This window comes from Shewanella sp. VK101 (assembly GCF_056497865.1).
This window is the reverse complement of sequence record NZ_CM151402.1, coordinates 860,904-877,117: the sequence shown is the minus strand read 5'-3', so window position 1 is coordinate 877,117 and position 16,214 is coordinate 860,904. Positions and strand designations below refer to the sequence as shown.

12 protein-coding genes are annotated in these 16,214 nt (G+C 54.0%); 5 read left to right on the top strand and 7 right to left on the bottom strand.

Features of this window, described 5'->3' with window-relative positions; genetic code table 11:
• Positions 1-2 precede the first annotated feature (2 nt).
• Positions 3-1,487 carry a CYTH domain-containing protein gene (locus ACSHSR_RS03950; RefSeq protein WP_037436941.1) on the bottom strand — a complete coding sequence of 495 codons (1,485 nt, stop codon included), beginning with the start codon at positions 1,485-1,487 and terminating at the stop codon, positions 3-5.
• A gap of 232 nt (positions 1,488-1,719) precedes the next feature.
• On the opposite strand from ACSHSR_RS03950, the gene ACSHSR_RS03945 reads away from it, so the two are divergent.
• The 4 genes from ACSHSR_RS03945 to putA all read left to right on the top strand — a co-directional run bounded on the left by ACSHSR_RS03945 (position 1,720) and on the right by putA (position 7,849).
• A complete protein-coding gene (locus tag ACSHSR_RS03945; protein ID WP_025010354.1) occupies positions 1,720-2,400 on the top strand; it encodes a TIGR00153 family protein in 681 nt (226 codons plus the stop codon).
• A gap of 27 nt (positions 2,401-2,427) precedes the next feature.
• The gene (locus tag ACSHSR_RS03940; RefSeq protein WP_025010353.1) at positions 2,428-3,696 is read left to right on the top strand and encodes an inorganic phosphate transporter; all 1,269 of its coding nucleotides are present in this window, start codon (positions 2,428-2,430) and stop codon (positions 3,694-3,696) included.
• A gap of 127 nt (positions 3,697-3,823) precedes the next feature.
• Positions 3,824-4,402 (top strand): TIGR04211 family SH3 domain-containing protein, encoded by a 579-nt coding sequence (locus ACSHSR_RS03935; protein WP_025010352.1) that lies wholly within the window; start codon positions 3,824-3,826, stop codon positions 4,400-4,402.
• Positions 4,403-4,657: 255 nt separating this feature from the next.
• Positions 4,658-7,849, top strand: a complete 3,192-nt coding sequence (gene putA, locus ACSHSR_RS03930; RefSeq protein WP_170946755.1) for a bifunctional proline dehydrogenase/L-glutamate gamma-semialdehyde dehydrogenase PutA — start codon at positions 4,658-4,660, stop codon at positions 7,847-7,849.
• 75 nt (positions 7,850-7,924) lie between these two features.
• On the opposite strand, the gene ACSHSR_RS03925 is transcribed toward putA, so the two are convergent.
• A complete protein-coding gene (locus tag ACSHSR_RS03925; RefSeq protein ID WP_025010350.1) occupies positions 7,925-9,154 on the bottom strand; it encodes a dicarboxylate/amino acid:cation symporter in 1,230 nt (409 codons plus the stop codon).
• A gap of 230 nt (positions 9,155-9,384) precedes the next feature.
• Positions 9,385-9,678 carry a hypothetical protein gene (locus ACSHSR_RS03920; RefSeq protein WP_062793526.1) on the bottom strand — a complete coding sequence of 98 codons (294 nt, stop codon included), beginning with the start codon at positions 9,676-9,678 and terminating at the stop codon, positions 9,385-9,387.
• A gap of 376 nt (positions 9,679-10,054) precedes the next feature.
• On the opposite strand from ACSHSR_RS03920, the gene ACSHSR_RS03915 reads away from it, so the two are divergent.
• Positions 10,055-11,353 (top strand): DUF5666 domain-containing protein, encoded by a 1,299-nt coding sequence (locus ACSHSR_RS03915; protein ID WP_144224895.1) that lies wholly within the window; start codon positions 10,055-10,057, stop codon positions 11,351-11,353.
• An 87-nt stretch (positions 11,354-11,440) separates the two neighbouring features.
• Here ACSHSR_RS03915 and ACSHSR_RS03910 read toward each other — a convergent pair whose 3' ends face one another.
• From ACSHSR_RS03910 to cydD, 4 genes are all read right to left on the bottom strand, one after another.
• Positions 11,441-12,010 carry a NifB/NifX family molybdenum-iron cluster-binding protein gene (locus ACSHSR_RS03910; RefSeq protein WP_479631276.1) on the bottom strand — a complete coding sequence of 190 codons (570 nt, stop codon included), beginning with the start codon at positions 12,008-12,010 and terminating at the stop codon, positions 11,441-11,443.
• A complete protein-coding gene (locus ACSHSR_RS03905; RefSeq protein ID WP_025888568.1) occupies positions 12,007-12,297 on the bottom strand; it encodes a DUF134 domain-containing protein in 291 nt (96 codons plus the stop codon). Before ACSHSR_RS03905 ends, ACSHSR_RS03910 begins: the two co-directional genes overlap by 4 nt.
• 179 nt (positions 12,298-12,476) lie before the next feature.
• On the bottom strand, positions 12,477-14,222 hold the full coding sequence (gene cydC, locus ACSHSR_RS03900; protein WP_479631275.1) for a heme ABC transporter ATP-binding protein/permease CydC: 1,746 nt from the start codon (positions 14,220-14,222) through the stop codon (positions 12,477-12,479).
• A 1-nt stretch (position 14,223) separates the two neighbouring features.
• A complete protein-coding gene (gene cydD / locus ACSHSR_RS03895; RefSeq protein ID WP_208185063.1) occupies positions 14,224-16,113 on the bottom strand; it encodes a heme ABC transporter permease/ATP-binding protein CydD in 1,890 nt (629 codons plus the stop codon).
• Positions 16,114-16,214: the final 101 nt, after the last annotated feature.

Below are 16,214 nucleotides of genomic sequence, written 5' to 3'. Positions count from 1 at the left end.
CATCAGCGCCAGTAGGGTTGCTGCTGCAGTGCCATCTTGCGGGATTGTTCCATGGCAAAAATCAGACTCTGCTGTTTGTCTGCCAAAGCCTCGGCAAGCTCTGGCGCCAACTGCTCGGCCATAGCATAAGCGCCAAGACTGATGATCCCCTGACTCAAGTCCTGCCAGGGCGCGCGGAAACTATCGCGAGCCTTGGATGAGTAGAGACTGCCATAGGCCAGCCCCACCAGAATGCCTTCATCCAAGGGAGCTGCCAGCTTGAGATAATCATCACGGCTGAGTTCGTCTCCCGGCATGGCCGCCAGCAGTTTTTGCCAGGAAGCCTCCTGCAGACCGTCACAGGTTCCCTTCAAGCCCCCTGCCACGGCTATCTGCATCTCGCCACTGGCCAGCTCAAGCAACATATTCACCAGTTGCAACTGCAGCTGACCATAACGGCAATCCTGCCATAGCGCTTGCAAGCGGCTGCGGAAATCCATCTTTTGCAACTGTTGCACGGCTCGCTCGCGCACGCTCTCGGCATTGGCCAACTTACCAAGCAACAATTTATCCTGGGCCAGACGCGTGAGAGAGTTGGCTTCTGTTACAAAGGCGAGTTGCTGCTCCAGCCAGGAAAATCCCGCATCTGTCTGGCTGTTGCCCAGAGTAAACTGGCCCAGGGTCAAGCGCAGCAGGCGCACACAGGAGCGCAGACGCTGCCACAATAACGCTTGCCCTGCCGGGTCATCCAAACTCTCGGCAATCATGCCCTCCAACAGCTGCCAACGCTCCAGCGCCGTTTCCAGCACCACCAGGAGGGTAGCTTTGATATCACTGTCGCAGGGCAGGCTGATATATTGCAGCGCCTCCAACGCCAGCGGACTGGCCTGCTGCGCCAGACGATAACCTCGCTGCGCCTTGCTGGCCTTCCCAAGACGCATGGGCAGATTGGCAGCAACCTGCTGTGCCAACGGCAAGAGATCGGCCGCCCGGCCACGCTTGAGTTCAAACTCCAACTCACAAAGCGATTCGCTCTGGCCCCCGGCGGCGATAGTGCCGGTATCCAGAGCCAGTTCTATCAGGCTCTCCCCCTGAACCACCAACCAGCGGCAACGCTGAAAATCGGTATGAAACAGGCAGGTAAGCCGGGCCTGCAACGCATCGATGTCGGAATTCTCAGGCCAAATTTCGGCGGGAAATAGCGACAAAACCGGGCTATTGGCGTCTATATCGACATTGTATTCCGGCCGACTGTGGATCCCACCGCTGACACGACCGGCCGTTTTTATGGTTTGCTCCCGCTTGCCATCACATCCGCGGACTCTAAGGCCCATATCCAGCTGACGCAGTGCCAGCTCGGGCGTATCATAATAGCCATTACTTAGCTGCTGGCACCCTTGGGATGTGGCAGCGGGTAAGGAGTTCAGAAATGTGGTCAGGCGACTGACTTCCGTGGCGGGGAAAAAGAGCTTAAGTTCTATCTCATTTTGTTGATTGTCGGCATCCATGGTGCACTACTGCTCATTTTGTCATCAAAAATTCATCATCTCGTCATTTCGAGGTCACAATGTCATATTGTTGTCACAAAAATGACCTAGGATTATCCTGTCGGGTGATATATAACCCGATAGAATAAGAACTGACGTGTTTTCTGTAAAAACACAGTTTCAATAAGCGGACGCTTGGGTTAACATTCGCCCGCTTTTCCAATAGTGGAATAACCTAAATAGGTAAACGGCTATGCCAGTAAACTCTATTTTAGGCGTGTTTGCAAAATCGCCGATAAAACCTCTGCAAGAGCATATAGACAAAGTATACGATTGCGCTTCGTTACTTGTGCCCTTCTTCGAAGCAACCATAGCTGAAGATTGGGACAATGCGGTCACTATTCGCAAGAAGATCAGCCAAGAGGAAAAAGAAGCTGACTCACTGAAACGCGAAATCCGCCTGACACTGCCAGGTGGTTTGTTTATGCCAGTAGAAAGGACTGACTTGCTGGAGCTCCTGACTCAACAGGACAAAATCGCCAATAAAGCCAAAGATATTTCAGGTCGAATCATCGGCCGCCAACTGCTTGTCCCTCAAACCATCCAAACCCCTTTCATCGCTTATTTGCAGCGCTGCCTGGATGCAGTCGCCCTGGCCAAAGAAGCGATCAACGAGCTCGATGATCTGCTGGAAGCAGGCTTCCGTGGCCGTGAAGTGGATTTGGTAGCCAAAATGATCAGTGAACTCGATGCCATCGAAGAAGACACTGATGATCTGCAAATTCAGGTGCGTCGACAGCTGTTCGCTATGGAAGCTGAACTGAATCCTATCGATGTCATGTTTCTCTATAAGATAATTGAGTGGGTTGGTGACCTGGCAGATCTTGCCGAACGTGTCGGTTCCCGCCTTGAGCTGATGCTGGCTCGCGTCTAACAAACAAAAGGTTATCAAGGTAACAACATGGTTGATGTATTAGTCACCTATGGCCCCTGGCTCATAGGTATCGCGGCTGTTTTCGGGTTTCTTATGGCCTGGGGCATTGGAGCCAACGACGTGGCGAATGCAATGGGTACGTCTGTTGGTTCAAACGCAATTACCATTAAGCAAGCGATCATTATCGCAATGATCTTTGAATTCGCCGGGGCCTATCTAGCCGGTGGCGAAGTCACCAGCACCATTCGCAATGGGATCATAGATTCCAGCTACTTTACCGAAGTGCCGGAACTCCTGGTCTACGGCATGATAGCTTCGCTACTGGCCGCAGGCATTTGGCTGGTCGCCGCATCAGCTCTGGGCTGGCCGGTTTCCACCACTCACTCTATCGTGGGTGCCATCATAGGTTTTGCCGCCGTGGGCGTGGGCACTGAAGCCGTTGCCTGGGGCAAAGTCGTTGGTATCGTTGGCTCTTGGGTCATCACCCCTGCGATTTCCGGCTTTATCGCCTTTATGATTTTCCAGAGCGTACAAAAACTGATTTTCAACACCGAAGATCCTCTGGGTAACGCCAAACGTTATGTGCCTTTCTACATGGCCTTTGCCGGCTTTGTAATGTCTTTGGTCACCATCACCAAAGGATTGAAACACGTTGGTCTCAAGTTCAGCACTGTCGAAGCCTATCTGCTGGCACTGGCGATTGCCATTCTGGTGGGTATCGCAGGTAAAATTGCCATCAGCCGCCTGAAAATGAGCAGCAAAAATGACCGCCAAACTCAATTTGGTAACGTGGAAAGAGTCTTCGCTATCCTGATGGTAGTGACTGCCTGTTGTATGGCTTTTGCCCATGGTTCCAATGACGTGGCCAACGCCATCGGCCCATTGGCCGCGGTAGTCTCTGTAGTCAGCAGTGGCGGAGAAATCGGCTCTAAGTCAGCTTTGGTTTGGTGGATTCTGCCTCTAGGCGCCGTCGGTATCGTTATGGGACTGGCCATATTCGGTAAGCGCGTAATGACCACCATAGGCAAAAATATTACTCACCTGACCCCAAGTCGCGGCTTTGCCGCCGAGCTGGCTGCTGCGTCAACCGTGGTTATCGCCTCGGGTACAGGTTTGCCTATCTCCACCACTCAAACTCTGGTGGGTGCGGTACTGGGTGTGGGCATGGCCAGGGGTATTGCCGCCATCAATATCGGTGTGGTTCGCAACATTGTGGTCTCTTGGGTCGTCACCCTGCCAGCCGGTGCCGGCTTGTCTATTCTGTTCTTCTTCACCATTAAAGGTGTGTTCGGCTAACAGAAATAGCTGTAGAAATCACGGTAAATATCATGATTATAAGAGGGAAGTCGAATGACTTCCCTCTTGCATTGGCGCCCTCAAATCCCTAGCATGTGGGCAGTATTTTGCGACAGAGAATGACTAAGTGTTAAGACTCCTGACTCTCATAGGGATGATGCTCCTGTCTCCCACCCTATTGGCCCAAGGCCAGACGCGCTATATTTCGGACGATGTCTTCATCTATATTCATGGTGGACCCGGCACTCAATACCGGATCCTGGGTAGTGTCGAAGCCGGTCAGCAGATAAGCGTGTTGCCTGAGCGCCAAGGCGATTACACCAAGATTATCGACCATAAGGATCGTGAAGGCTGGGTATTGACCAGCATGATCTCCAAGGACAAGTCGCTGCGTTTTCGCGTCTCAGAACTGGAAAGCCAGTTGGCCGAAGCCAAAGGCCAGCTCACAGGACTTCAGAGCGAAAATGGTGACTTCAAGGGCGAGCTTGGCAGCCTCAAGTCTCAGCTGAGCAAGGCCCAGGCGGAACTGGCTGAAGCCAGCACAGAACGCGACGAAGCCATAGCTAAGCTCAAGTCGATGAAAGACAATGAACGTTTCCGTATGTGGCAGGAAGGCGGACTCATCGCCGCCCTGGGTTTAATCCTCGGGGTCATTCTGGTTTACATGCCAAGACCACAGCGACGCAAGAAAGATCGTTGGATGTAATAGCATTTTTTCCCTTCTCAAAGGCCAGTGTTTAAAACCACTGGCCTTTTGTTTATGTGACTTTACAGCTGGGCTACGTAAAGCCAATTAAACAATTTTCACATTCCCGCCAAGATTGGTGTCACAGATCACATTTTGATTGTATAATCGGCGCGCGCAAGCGCCAATATTGTATACAAAAATAATAAAGCGTCTTTTGCGTCAGACATATTCCAGGTAATTCGAGCAGTCCTTAACTGCCCCCAACCGGCTTAGATGGAAGCGATAACTATGTTCAAAGCGAGTGAAGTTCTGGCAGGCCACTATGATAGCGCCAATCTCGACGAACTCTTTAAAGCCATCAGTGACAACTATATTGTCGACGAAGAGCAATATCTGTCCGATCTGATCAAGCTAGTCCCGTCGAGTGACGAAACCATAGAGCGTGTGACCCGTCGCGCCCACGACTTGGTCAGCAAGGTTCGTCAATATGACAAAAAAGGTCTGATGGTAGGTATAGACGCTTTTTTACAGCAATACAGCCTTGAGACTCAGGAAGGCATCATACTCATGTGCCTGGCCGAAGCCCTGCTGCGGATCCCGGATCCGGAAACGGCCGATGCCCTGATTGAAGACAAGCTATCAGGTGCCAAATGGGACGAGCATCTATCAAAGAGTGATTCTGTATTGGTCAACGCCTCGACATGGGGCCTGATGCTGACGGGCAAAATCGTCAAACTGGATCGCAACCTGGATGGCAGTCCAAGCAACTTATTGAAGCGCTTGGTTAATCGCCTGGGTGAGCCGGTGATCCGTCAAGCCATGTATGCCGCCATGAAGATCATGGGCAAACAGTTCGTACTCGGCCGCACAGTTAAAGAAGCGCTGAAAAACAGTGAAGACAAGCGCAAGCAGGGCTATACCCACTCTTACGACATGCTGGGTGAAGCCGCACTGACCCAGAGAGACGCCCAGAAATACTTCCAGGATTACTCCCACGCCATCAGCGAATTGGGAGCCCAGCAGTACGATGAATCCCAGGCGCCCAGACCGACGATTTCCATCAAACTGTCGGCGCTGCATCCCCGCTATGAAGTGGCCAATGAAGACAGAGTCATGTCCGAGTTGTATGCCACAGTGATCAAACTGATTGAGCAGGCTCGCAGCCTGAATGTCGGTATCTCTATCGATGCCGAAGAGGTAGACCGTCTTGAGTTGTCGCTCAAGCTGTTCCGCAAGCTATACAACTCAGAAGCCGCCAAGGGCTGGGGCCTTTTGGGAATAGTGGTGCAGGCATACTCCAAACGGGCACTGCCTGTACTCCTGTGGCTGACCAAGCTTGCCAAAGAGCAAGGCGATGAAATCCCGCTGCGACTGGTGAAAGGCGCTTATTGGGACAGCGAACTCAAGTGGGCTCAACAGGCAGGTGAAGCCGGTTACCCTCTCTACACCCGCAAGGTGGGGACGGATCTCTCCTATTTGGCCTGTGCCCGTTTCCTGCTGTCGGACAAGACCCGTGGTGCCATCTATCCACAATTTGCCAGCCATAACGCCCAGACGGTCGCGGCCATCAGCGATATGGCCGGCGATCGTGAGTTTGAATTCCAGCGTCTTCATGGCATGGGACAGGAACTGTACGACACTATTTTGGCGGAAAGCCGAGCTCGCACCGTCAGAATTTATGCCCCGATAGGTGCCCATAAAGATCTGCTGCCCTATCTGGTGCGCCGTCTACTGGAAAACGGTGCCAACACTTCATTTGTGCATAAGTTGGTGGATCCCAAGACACCGATCGATTCACTGATCACCCACCCTCTGGTGACAGTCAAACAATACAAAACCCTGGCCAATAACAAGATAGTGAAGCCTGCCGACATTTTTGGCAGTGAACGCAAAAACTCCAAGGGACTCAATATGAACATTCTCTCTGAAGCCGAACCCTTCTTCGCAGCACTGGATCAGTTCAAGACTCATCAATGGCATGGCGGCCCGCTGATCAATGGTGAAACCCTGAGCGGCGAGTCAAAGGCGGTTGTCAGCCCCTATGACACGACACAAACCGTCGGTCAGGTGGTTTTTGCCGACAACCAAGCCGTCGAGCAGGCCATCAGTTCAGCCGTCGCAGCTTTCCCTGCCTGGTGTCGCACACCGGTGGAAAAGCGCGCCAACGCGCTGCAAAAACTGGCCGACCTGCTGGAAGAAAATCGCGAAGAGCTGATCGTGCTCTGTACCCGCGAAGCAGGCAAGAGCCTGCAGGACGGCATAGATGAAGTCCGCGAAGCCATCGACTTCTGCCGCTACTATGCGGTGCAGGCCAAGAAGATGATGAGCAAGCCCGAGCTACTCCCTGGGCCGACCGGCGAATTGAACGAGCTGTTTGTTCAAGGCCGCGGTGTCTTTGTCTGTATCAGCCCCTGGAACTTCCCGTTGGCGATTTTCCTCGGTCAGGTGACTGCTGCCCTTGCTGCCGGCAACACGGTTATCGCCAAACCTGCCGAGCAAACCTGCCTGGTGGGTTACCGCGCCGTACAACTGGCCCATGAAGCCGGGATCCCCAAAGAAGTGCTGCAATTCCTGCCGGGCACAGGCGCCAGTGTCGGCGCCGCACTGACCAGCGACGAACGTATTGGCGGCGTATGCTTCACAGGTTCTACCGGCACGGCCAAGGTGATCAACCGTGCTCTGGCTGCCCGCGAAGGCGCCATCATTCCGCTTATCGCCGAAACCGGTGGTCAAAATGCCATGGTGGTAGACTCCACCTCCCAGCCGGAGCAAGTGGTCAACGATGTGGTTGCCTCTTCTTTTACCAGTGCCGGCCAGCGCTGCTCGGCGCTACGGGTACTCTATCTGCAGGAAGATATCGCCGATCGGGTACTGGAGATCCTCAAGGGTGCCATGGATGAACTCAGCATTGGCTATCCAGGTTCAGTGAAGACAGATGTCGGCCCTGTGATCGATGCCACAGCCAAGGCTAATCTCAACGCTCATATCGAGCACATCAAACAGGTAGGCAAGCTTATCAAACAGGTGGAGCTGCCCGCTGACTGTAAGGATGGCCATTTCGTTGCTCCAACAGCGGTGGAAATCGATTCCATCAAGGTGCTGGAGAAAGAACATTTCGGCCCGATACTGCACGTTATCCGTTTCAAAGCCTCAGAGCTGGACAAGGTGATTGCCGATATCAACAGCACAGGCTTTGGTCTGACTCTGGGAATCCACAGCCGCAATGAAGGCCACGCCCTGAGCGTTGCCGACCGAGTCAATGTAGGTAACGTCTATATCAACCGTAACCAGATTGGCGCTGTGGTGGGTGTACAGCCCTTCGGTGGTCAGGGGCTTTCCGGCACAGGCCCCAAGGCTGGCGGGCCACACTACCTGACCCGCTTTATGACAGAAAAGACCCGCACCAACAACATCACAGCCATAGGTGGCAATGCCACTCTGCTATCACTGGGTGATGCGGAATAATCTCCACCCATGAAAAAAGCCAGGAATAGTTTCCTGGCTTTTTATTACCTGCTCACGGCAAACAAACTCACGCTATCAGCTCTTGGCTTCCTCGGGACAAAAGTTGTCCATCACCAGAGCGCAGGCTGCATCGCCGGTAATATTCAGCGATGTACGTATCATGTCAAATACCCGGTCGAGGGCAAACAGCAGTGGCAGCCCATCAATAGGGATCTTGGCCGCCAGTAATACGGCCACCACCAGGAAAGAAGGTCCCGGCACCCCGGCCTGGCCAATAGCGCCCAAGGTGGAGGTGAAGATGATAGCCGCATAGGCGGCAAGGCTCAGATCAATGTTATACATTTGGGCAAAGAACATGGCGACCAAACCATAATAGATGGCGTTGCCGCTCATATTGATGGTGGCACCCAACGGCAATACGAAAGAAGCCGTGGCTTTTGAGACTTTCAACTCCTGCTCACAAGTTTCCATATTCACCGGCAAGGTTGCCATGGAGGAAGCTGTGGACAGCGCCATGACCTGTGGCTTTTTCATTGCACTGATAAAGCGTGCCGCCGACACCTTGGAAAACAGTTGCACCACCAAGGGGAAGAAGATGAAACCATAAATCAAAATTGCCCCAACGAAGACGATGAACAGTTTAAATACCACCTCCAGGGCTTCAAAACCAAAGGTGCCGACTGAGTCAGCCATCAGACCGAATACGCCTATGGGGGCCACCAGCATCACACAGTTGATCATCCATACCATGGCCTCTGTGATGGCGTTGAGCGCGCCGAGGATCGGCTTGGCACCATCGCCCTTGACCTTGGTCAGTGCTATGCCGAAGAAGATACTGAACACCAGGATCTGCAGAATATTGCCGCCTGTCAGCGACTCAAACACATTGGTTGGTATCATGCCGATGAAGGTATCCATCACCCCGGGGAGATCGCCCTGCTCCTTGGTGACTTCCATCAGATCCGTCATACTGTGAGCGGTAAAATCAACACCCTTGCCCGGTTCAAACAGGTTTCCCAGCGCCAATGCCATCGCCACGGCAATGCCCGAAGTCACAATAAAGAAGCCGAATGTTCCGAGACCGATTTTCCCAGCCGATGGCGTATCCCCCAGGCTGGCGGCACCGGAGATGATGGCCACCAATACCAGAGGAATGACCAACATCTTGATTAGGTGGATAAAAATAGTCCCCAATGGGGCAAACATGCTGGCATCTTTGCCCAACCACCAGCCGACAGCCGCCCCCAAAAACATGGCAATCACGACTTGCACGCCGATGTTGCCAATCCAGTGTTTGTTATTCATTGTTATGTCCCCGCCGCACAAGGGCGTCATCTTGTCAAAATCAAAGCGGGCAAAGGTACCACATTCAAGCCAATCGCTTCCGTGAGTTTTCTCGACTCAGGCTCAACAATTAGTCAAAAATGGCAAAAGATGCAAAGAGAATTGGAAAAATTCAATTCTCTTTACCTAGAAATGAGGAAAGTTTAAAAAAACTTGGATTTTAGCAGCCAGAAGTAGAGATATTTCAAAACCTACAACTGAGTAGAAACTGCCAAGGCTGCAGCTGCGGCCAATGCCACCAGCACTATCCAGACCATTGCATTGCCGCTCCCCGGCTCTTGGTCGGCCAATTCCAGTTCCGGATGCCCCTGCAAATAGTCTTCCACCTTCCTCTTTGCCTCTTTTAGGCTCAAGTTCTCACGTTCACGCAGGTGTTTAATTGCAAGAATCTTTTGCTTGTCTTCCAGTAAACTGATCACTTCCAAATCCAAGGAGCTTTCTTTGGTAGGGTTCATAGTATCTTCCTGATTGAGGGTGGACATCATTGTCACGACTTTCCTAATACAGATAACTTTAGCCATAAAAAGGTGTTGAGCCAAGTAGTAACTTGTTCTCTTTTTTAGCTATTAATGTTTTCCTACGGGATAAAAGCCTGGCTCCTACAAGGCAAAAAACATCAAAGCGCATTGATTGCGCTGCAACCGCATGTTTGTGCCTCAATTGCGGCCAATATGGGAGATTTATTCCCATAACCGCTTCAGAAAAAAACCACTACAGCACGGGGATTTTCACAGTAACCCGCTATTTATTAACGGCAACACCCGATTATTAACAAAGTTTAATTCCCTCCTCATCTTGGCCTCATCTGCAGTTGTTTATTCTGCCGCCGTTGTTGAAATCCATGACCCTAAGGAGAACAGAATGCAAAGAAGCATATGGCTGGTTCCTCTCGTTGCCGGACTGAGCGCCTGTGGCGGTTCAGACTCCAATGAGCCGAACAATCCCGATCCCCAACCGCCGGTTTCCACTTTGGCCAAGACTATCCAAGGTACCCTGCAAAAGGTCGATACGGATAAGCTCTGGGTCAATGGTGTAGCAATCCCGGCGGCCCGGGCCAGTGTTGAAATCAATGAAACCAAGGCCAGTGTCGCCGAGCTGAAACCCGGTATGCAGCTCAACATCAAGACAGATGGCAGCAGTGCCACCAGCGTGGATTATGACCCTGTGCTGGTTTCCCCGGTGAGCGCTATTGATGGCGAGCAAGCTGTTGTGGCCGGCTACCGGGTGACTGGGCTGGACATAAGTAAAATCAAGGCCGGTGACATAGTTGAGATCAGTGGTTATAACCTGAGTGATAACCAGTTCAAGGCCACCTACTTTGCTATCGACAATGACAGGCAAGAGATGGAAGTTGAAGGCCGGGTAAGCAAGCTGGACACCCATCTGAAGCAGTTCTATATCGGTAGCATGCAGGTGGACTATGGTGCCAATGCCGTGCAGGTAGAAGGCACGCTGGCCAATGGTTCCTGGGTAGAAGTTGAAGGTCAATATCAGGGTGAAGTATTACTGGCTTCTGAAGTGGAAGTCGAACGCGCCCCGGATTTGGACAACGGCACTGAGGTGGAACTTGAAGGTCAGGTTACCTGGGTCAACGAGTTGCAAACCCGCTTTACCCTGAACCAAAAATGGCAAGTGACACTGGATGGCAAGACTCTCTTTGAAGATGGCACTGTTGCCGATCTCAAACCCGGTGCCTTGGTCGATGTGGAAGGCCTGTGGCAAGACGATACTCAAGAGCTGAAGGCCACCGAAATTGAATTTGAGAAACAGAGTCAGCCTCCTGTAATTGCAGGCCACGGCTTCGAGGTTGAAGGCAAGGCAGTGTATGAGGCCAGTGTATTCAGCATCAACGGCATAGTGCTGACACTGACGCCTCAGACCCGCTTTGAAGATGGTTTGAACCAAGCCAGCCTCAACGGCACCTGGGTACAGGTTGAAGGATCAGAGCAAAATGGCCAATTCCTGGTAATGGAAATCGAACCTGAGGTGCAGGAAGCGGACATAGAGCTCAAGGGCTTGGTCAATGATGACGGTCAAGGCGCCAGCCTCTGGGGTTATAAGGCCAGCGACGACAGCCTCAAGCCTCATATCGGCAAGAGGGTCGACCTGGAATGCCGCTTCAGTGGCGAACTGCTGAGCCAGTGCCGCCTGGATGATTGATAGCGCAAGACTTTGCTAACCCAAGGTTTTGGGCAAAAGAGTGCCGGCTTTCTGCCGGCACTCTTGTATCTATTTCTGTAGACGGCTTTATCGCAAAGGCCTGAAGCCTGCGTAACTCAACTTGCCTTGCTGGTTTAACGGGTCACCAAGAGGTTTTAGCTTGGCGTCGGAGCGGCTCTTACAGCCACAGCCGCCACAACCGCCTTTCGCTTCCGCTTCATGGCCATGATCATCACCATGACAAGCTGCGCCGGTTTCATTATGACCATGGCAACCACAGCCACCACAACCTCCTTTGGCTTGATGTTTGAGTGATGGACGTCCAGCCGCGGCATTGGTCAGCCGCAACTGAATATCGCTGGCCGCAACCAGCAAAGCGGCTATATCGCTGCTCTCTTTGCCTGGCCGACAAACGCTGATGCCGCCATCGAGCAGCTTACCCAACATTCGCTCGCCGATTTGATCCACCAACACAATGCGGCCACCTTTGTCCTTGATAAGTTGCAGCATCGCCTTTTTGGCGGCGCAGTTACCGCCTGCGGCTGCCGGATTATCCAGGGTAAAACAGTGGTTATGGTGGTTATCATAAAAGGCCAGTTCTTTGGCCTTGGTAAAATGCCTGGCCAAGCGGCCCCGGCTCAAGGGTATCACTATCATCTCTGTTCCTCAGTGTGGGGCAACTCCAGCATCTGTCCCTCTATCAGGGCCTTGGCCAGCTTATGGCGTGCCTGCTTAATCAAGTTACCAAAGGTCTGTCTGGATATCCCCATCTGCTCGGCGGCCTCTTGTTGCGCCAGACCGCGAAAGTCGGCTAGCGCCAGGGCCTCAAACTCATCGGCCGCCAAGGCGACCGCCTCCAGGGCTGAGGCTGGAATGCCGTTGGGTTTATAGAAGCGGCAGGGCGTGCCATGCTGCAGGCGGCGGCATTTTCTGGGTCTGGGCATGGGAGTATCCTTATTGGTTATTGGCATATGCCAATAACTCTATTCTGACTTTGAACCCGTATGGGATCTGTGATCCAGGCGAGAATTTAGCGCTTTTAAAGCAAAAAGGGATGCCGATGCATCCCTTTGAATAAGCTAACTTGAGCCTCTTCTCGAGTCTCTTTTTGAACCTCTGCGGCTCAGTGTAACCTCTGATACAGGGCGCTGTAGGCAGTTGACTCCTGCAGCAACTGCTCATGGCTGCCGCTGGCCACTAGCTTGCCTTCATCCAACAGGTGAATGGCATCCATCTGCGCCATACCGGTTAAGCGATGGCTTATCATCACCAGCGTCTTATCTTTGGCAAACTGCAGCAGCAACTTGAGGATCTCCTGCTCGGTACGCCGATCCAGCCCCTCTGTGGGCTCATCAAGCAGCAGCAGCGGCGCATCCCGCAGCAATGCACGAGCCACGCCGATCCGGCGCTGCTCGCCACCGGATAGCTGACGCCCGCCCTCACCTATCCAGGCTTTGAGCCCCTCACCCTCAAGCAGCCCCTCCAGCCCAACCTGGCGCAGCACCTCGGCTAGCGTGTCATCGGTAACTTTTTCCGGCAAGGCCAGCTGCAGGTTATCTCTGAGACTGGCGCTGAGCAGTTGCACCCGTTGACTGACCACTGTCATGGAAGCCCGCAAGGTCTTTTCATCCAAGGAGGCCACAGGCACGCCGCCCAGCAATATGTCACCCTGCTGCGGCTGCCACTGACGGGTTATCAAGGTCAGCAGGCTGGACTTACCCGAGCCGGTTTTCCCAAGGAGCGCCACCTTGCTGCCCGCCGAGACCTGCAACGACAAGCCCTGCAGCACTGGCTGGGTATCTGTGTAACCGAAATGCACATCTTTGATGCTAAGGGCGCCGCTCTCGGGCATGGCTGCCGAGACGGTAGGGAATTCAATGTCGGAGCGCTGCTCTGTCAGCTCAGATACCCGCTTGGCGGCCAAGAGCACAGAAGACAGATGTTGAAAGGCGCCGGCCAGCGGCATCATCATCTCGATACAGGCCAGAGTGGCAAACAAAACCATGGCCAGCAAAGGCCCGGGAGGCACGGCCGGCCCAACTCCTGCGGCGGCAAACCAGAGCAACAGCAACACCAACAAGCCGTGACAGAGGATCAACATGGCCTGGCTCAGGCCGGTGATCGCCGCCATTGCCTTCTGACTGGCAAACCAGCTCTGCTCGGCGCGGTCGAGTTCCGCCCGAAAGCTTTCAGCAGCGCCGCCTTTGGCATCGGAGAACAAACTCAGCTCCGCCTGGCCGGACAACCACTCCAGCAGCCGTACCCGGTAGCTGCGCCGCGCTTCAATCAACTCGCGCCCGGGCTGCCTGCCAAGCAGATAGAACACACTCGGCAACAACAACCAACTGAGCAAGAGGCCAGTACAAAGCAGGAGAGCCAAGTTGAGATCAAACCAACCGATAAAGGTGGTCAATGCCAGCAACATCAGCAAGAAGGCCGTCAGCGGCGTCAACAACCTCAGATACAGGTGATCCAGCGTGTCGATATCGGCCACCAAACGGTTGAGCAGATCGCCGCGGCGCATCCCGGATAGATTGCGTTCACTCAAAGGCAGCAAAGAGCGCCAGGCCCATAACCTGAGATCGGTCAGGATCCTGAAAGTGGCCTCATGGGTAGCCAGCCTTTCACCGTAGCGGCTTGCCGTGCGGGCAATGGAGAGGAAACGCACCCCGCCCGCCGGAGTAAAGTAGTTGAAGGTTTCCGCCGTCGCCAGAGCCAGACCGGCCACTGCCGTAGCAGATAAGAACCAGCCGGAGAGCGACAACAGGCCAATACCGGCCATTAGGGTCGTTACTGTCAGCAGCAGGCCGACAAACATCATCAAAGACTGGCGGCGGAACAGACGGATAAAGGGCAGTAACAGCTTCATCTCAGCGCTCCTCCCCTGACTCTGGATTTGACTCTGACTTTGACTCAGACGCGGGTTTTGAGTCTGACCCGGCTTCCGGCTCAGCGGCCGCAGCAATCGGCGGCGGCGATGCCTTTGACGTATCATCGAGGGAGACCGCCAGCGGCAGCTCATCCAACATCTGCGCCAGCAAGCCCGGCTGCGCTTTGAGCTCGGCAAAGATGCCCTGCTGCACCAGTTTTCCCTGATCCAGCACCAGGACTCTGTCCATCCGATCCAGTTGATCCAATCTGTGGGTCACCATCAGGCAGCTCTTACCGGCCATCGCCTGCCACAGCGCACTAAGCACCAGTTGTTCACTCTGGCTATCGAGGCTGGCGCTGGGCTCATCGAGCATAAACAGCTGCGCCTGACGCCCAAGGGCACGGGCCAAAGCCAACCGCTGCGCTTGCCCCACAGACAGGCCTCCGCTGTATTCATCCAATTGATGCGCCAGCCCATCCGGCAAGGCGCGAACATAGTCGGCCACCTTGGCCTGTTGCAGATAATCCCACAATTGCGCCTCGGTCAGCTCGGGCTGGCCGAGGCGCAGATTATCGGCGATGGTGCCGTGGAACAGCTGAGGATTCTGGCCAAGCCAAGCGATACGGCTACGCCAGGCGGCAGGATCCAGCTCGGCCAGTTCAATACCATTGAGCTTTAAGCTGCCCTCATAGGGCAGAAACCCCAGCAGAGCGTTGAGCAGGCTGGTTTTACCAGCGCCACTCGGGCCCACCAAGGCCAACTTCTCGCCCGCCGCTAAGCTAAAACTCAGCGGCCCGAGTAAAGGCACGCCGTCTATGCTCAACACCTTGAGATCCCTGGCCTGCAGTTCAATACTCTCACCGGAGAGGGGCTGTTCGCCACGCTTGAGTGGCTCAGGCAATTCCAGCAGTGCCATCAAGGATTCGGCGGCGCCCACCGCCTGGGCCTTGGCATGGTAGTGAGTGCCCATGTCGCGCAGCGGCTGATAAAACTCTGGTGCCAAAATCAGTACAAACATCCCGGTAAACAGGCTGATACCCATGCCGTAATGGCCAAAGTCCAGGTGCCCCAGATAACTGAAGCCGAAATACACCGCCAAAATGGCGATGGATACCGCGGCGAAAAACTCCAGCACGGCGGAGCTGAGAAACGCCATTCTGAGCACCGCCATGGTACGCTCACGAAAGTCTTCCGAAGCCTTGCCTATGGCGCGCTGCTCCGCTTCGGCGCGATAGAAAAGCTTGAGTGTCGGCAAAGCCTTGAGGCGATCCATAAAGTGGCCGCTCAATTGCTGCAGCGCACTGAAATGCTTGCGGTTGGCATCGGCGGCGCCCATGCCGACCAAGACCATAAACAGTGGAATAAGGGGAGCTGTGCCGAGCAATATCAGGCCACCGGCCCAGTTGATGGGGAAAACACATACCAAGATGATCAGCGGAATAAAAGCCGCCAGGCTCATCTGCGGCAGGTAACGGCCGTAGAAATCCTGCAAGTCTTCTATCTGTTCCAGCACTATACTGGCCCAGCTGCCGACAGGCTTGCCATTGACAAAGGCCGGCCCCAGGCGCTCAAGCTTATTGAGCACGGCGGCGCGCATCTGCTCTCTAAGGCGTCTGCCGGCCTCGAAGCTGACTCGCTCTCTGAGCCAAGCGATCACCGCTCGCAGCAACACCAGAGTGGCAAAGGCCAACATATGCGGAATAAACGCCTGCCTCTCTAGCTCGTCGATGATCAGCCCCTGCAACACAGTGGCCAGCACCCAGGCCTGGCCCACCAGCGCCAGGCCGTTGAGCACGCCCAACAACACAGAGAGTTTAAGGAAGGGGCCACAGGCAGATTGCTGCGCTTTGAGCCAGCGACCGAGTTGTTTCTCTAAGGATTTGTCCATGGGATCCTACTGCAAAATCAGCTAATGACTCTATTGCTGCCAAAGCCGCAAGGCAATAGCTTGACCTAAGGCGAATCGTTCGGTAGGCAAGCAGTATCGCA

Excerpts from the sequence above, each read along its gene's own strand:
- ACSHSR_RS03920 (WP_062793526.1), bottom strand. The coding sequence starts at position 9,678 with ATGATGTCCACCCTCAATCAGGAAGATACTATGAACCCTACCAAAGAA.
- ACSHSR_RS03925 (WP_025010350.1), bottom strand. The coding sequence starts at position 9,154 with ATGAATAACAAACACTGGATTGGCAACATCGGCGTGCAAGTCGTGATT.
- ACSHSR_RS03915 (WP_144224895.1), top strand. The coding sequence starts at position 10,055 with ATGCAAAGAAGCATATGGCTGGTTCCTCTCGTTGCCGGACTGAGCGCC.
- ACSHSR_RS03940 (WP_025010353.1), top strand. The coding sequence starts at position 2,428 with ATGGTTGATGTATTAGTCACCTATGGCCCCTGGCTCATAGGTATCGCG.
- ACSHSR_RS03945 (WP_025010354.1), top strand. The coding sequence starts at position 1,720 with ATGCCAGTAAACTCTATTTTAGGCGTGTTTGCAAAATCGCCGATAAAA.
- ACSHSR_RS03950 (WP_037436941.1), bottom strand. The coding sequence starts at position 1,487 with ATGGATGCCGACAATCAACAAAATGAGATAGAACTTAAGCTCTTTTTC.
- cydD (WP_208185063.1), bottom strand. The coding sequence starts at position 16,113 with ATGGACAAATCCTTAGAGAAACAACTCGGTCGCTGGCTCAAAGCGCAG.
- cydC (WP_479631275.1), bottom strand. The coding sequence starts at position 14,222 with ATGAAGCTGTTACTGCCCTTTATCCGTCTGTTCCGCCGCCAGTCTTTG.
- ACSHSR_RS03910 (WP_479631276.1), bottom strand. The coding sequence starts at position 12,010 with ATGATAGTGATACCCTTGAGCCGGGGCCGCTTGGCCAGGCATTTTACC.
- putA (WP_170946755.1), top strand. The coding sequence starts at position 4,658 with ATGGAAGCGATAACTATGTTCAAAGCGAGTGAAGTTCTGGCAGGCCAC.
- ACSHSR_RS03905 (WP_025888568.1), bottom strand. The coding sequence starts at position 12,297 with ATGCCCAGACCCAGAAAATGCCGCCGCCTGCAGCATGGCACGCCCTGC.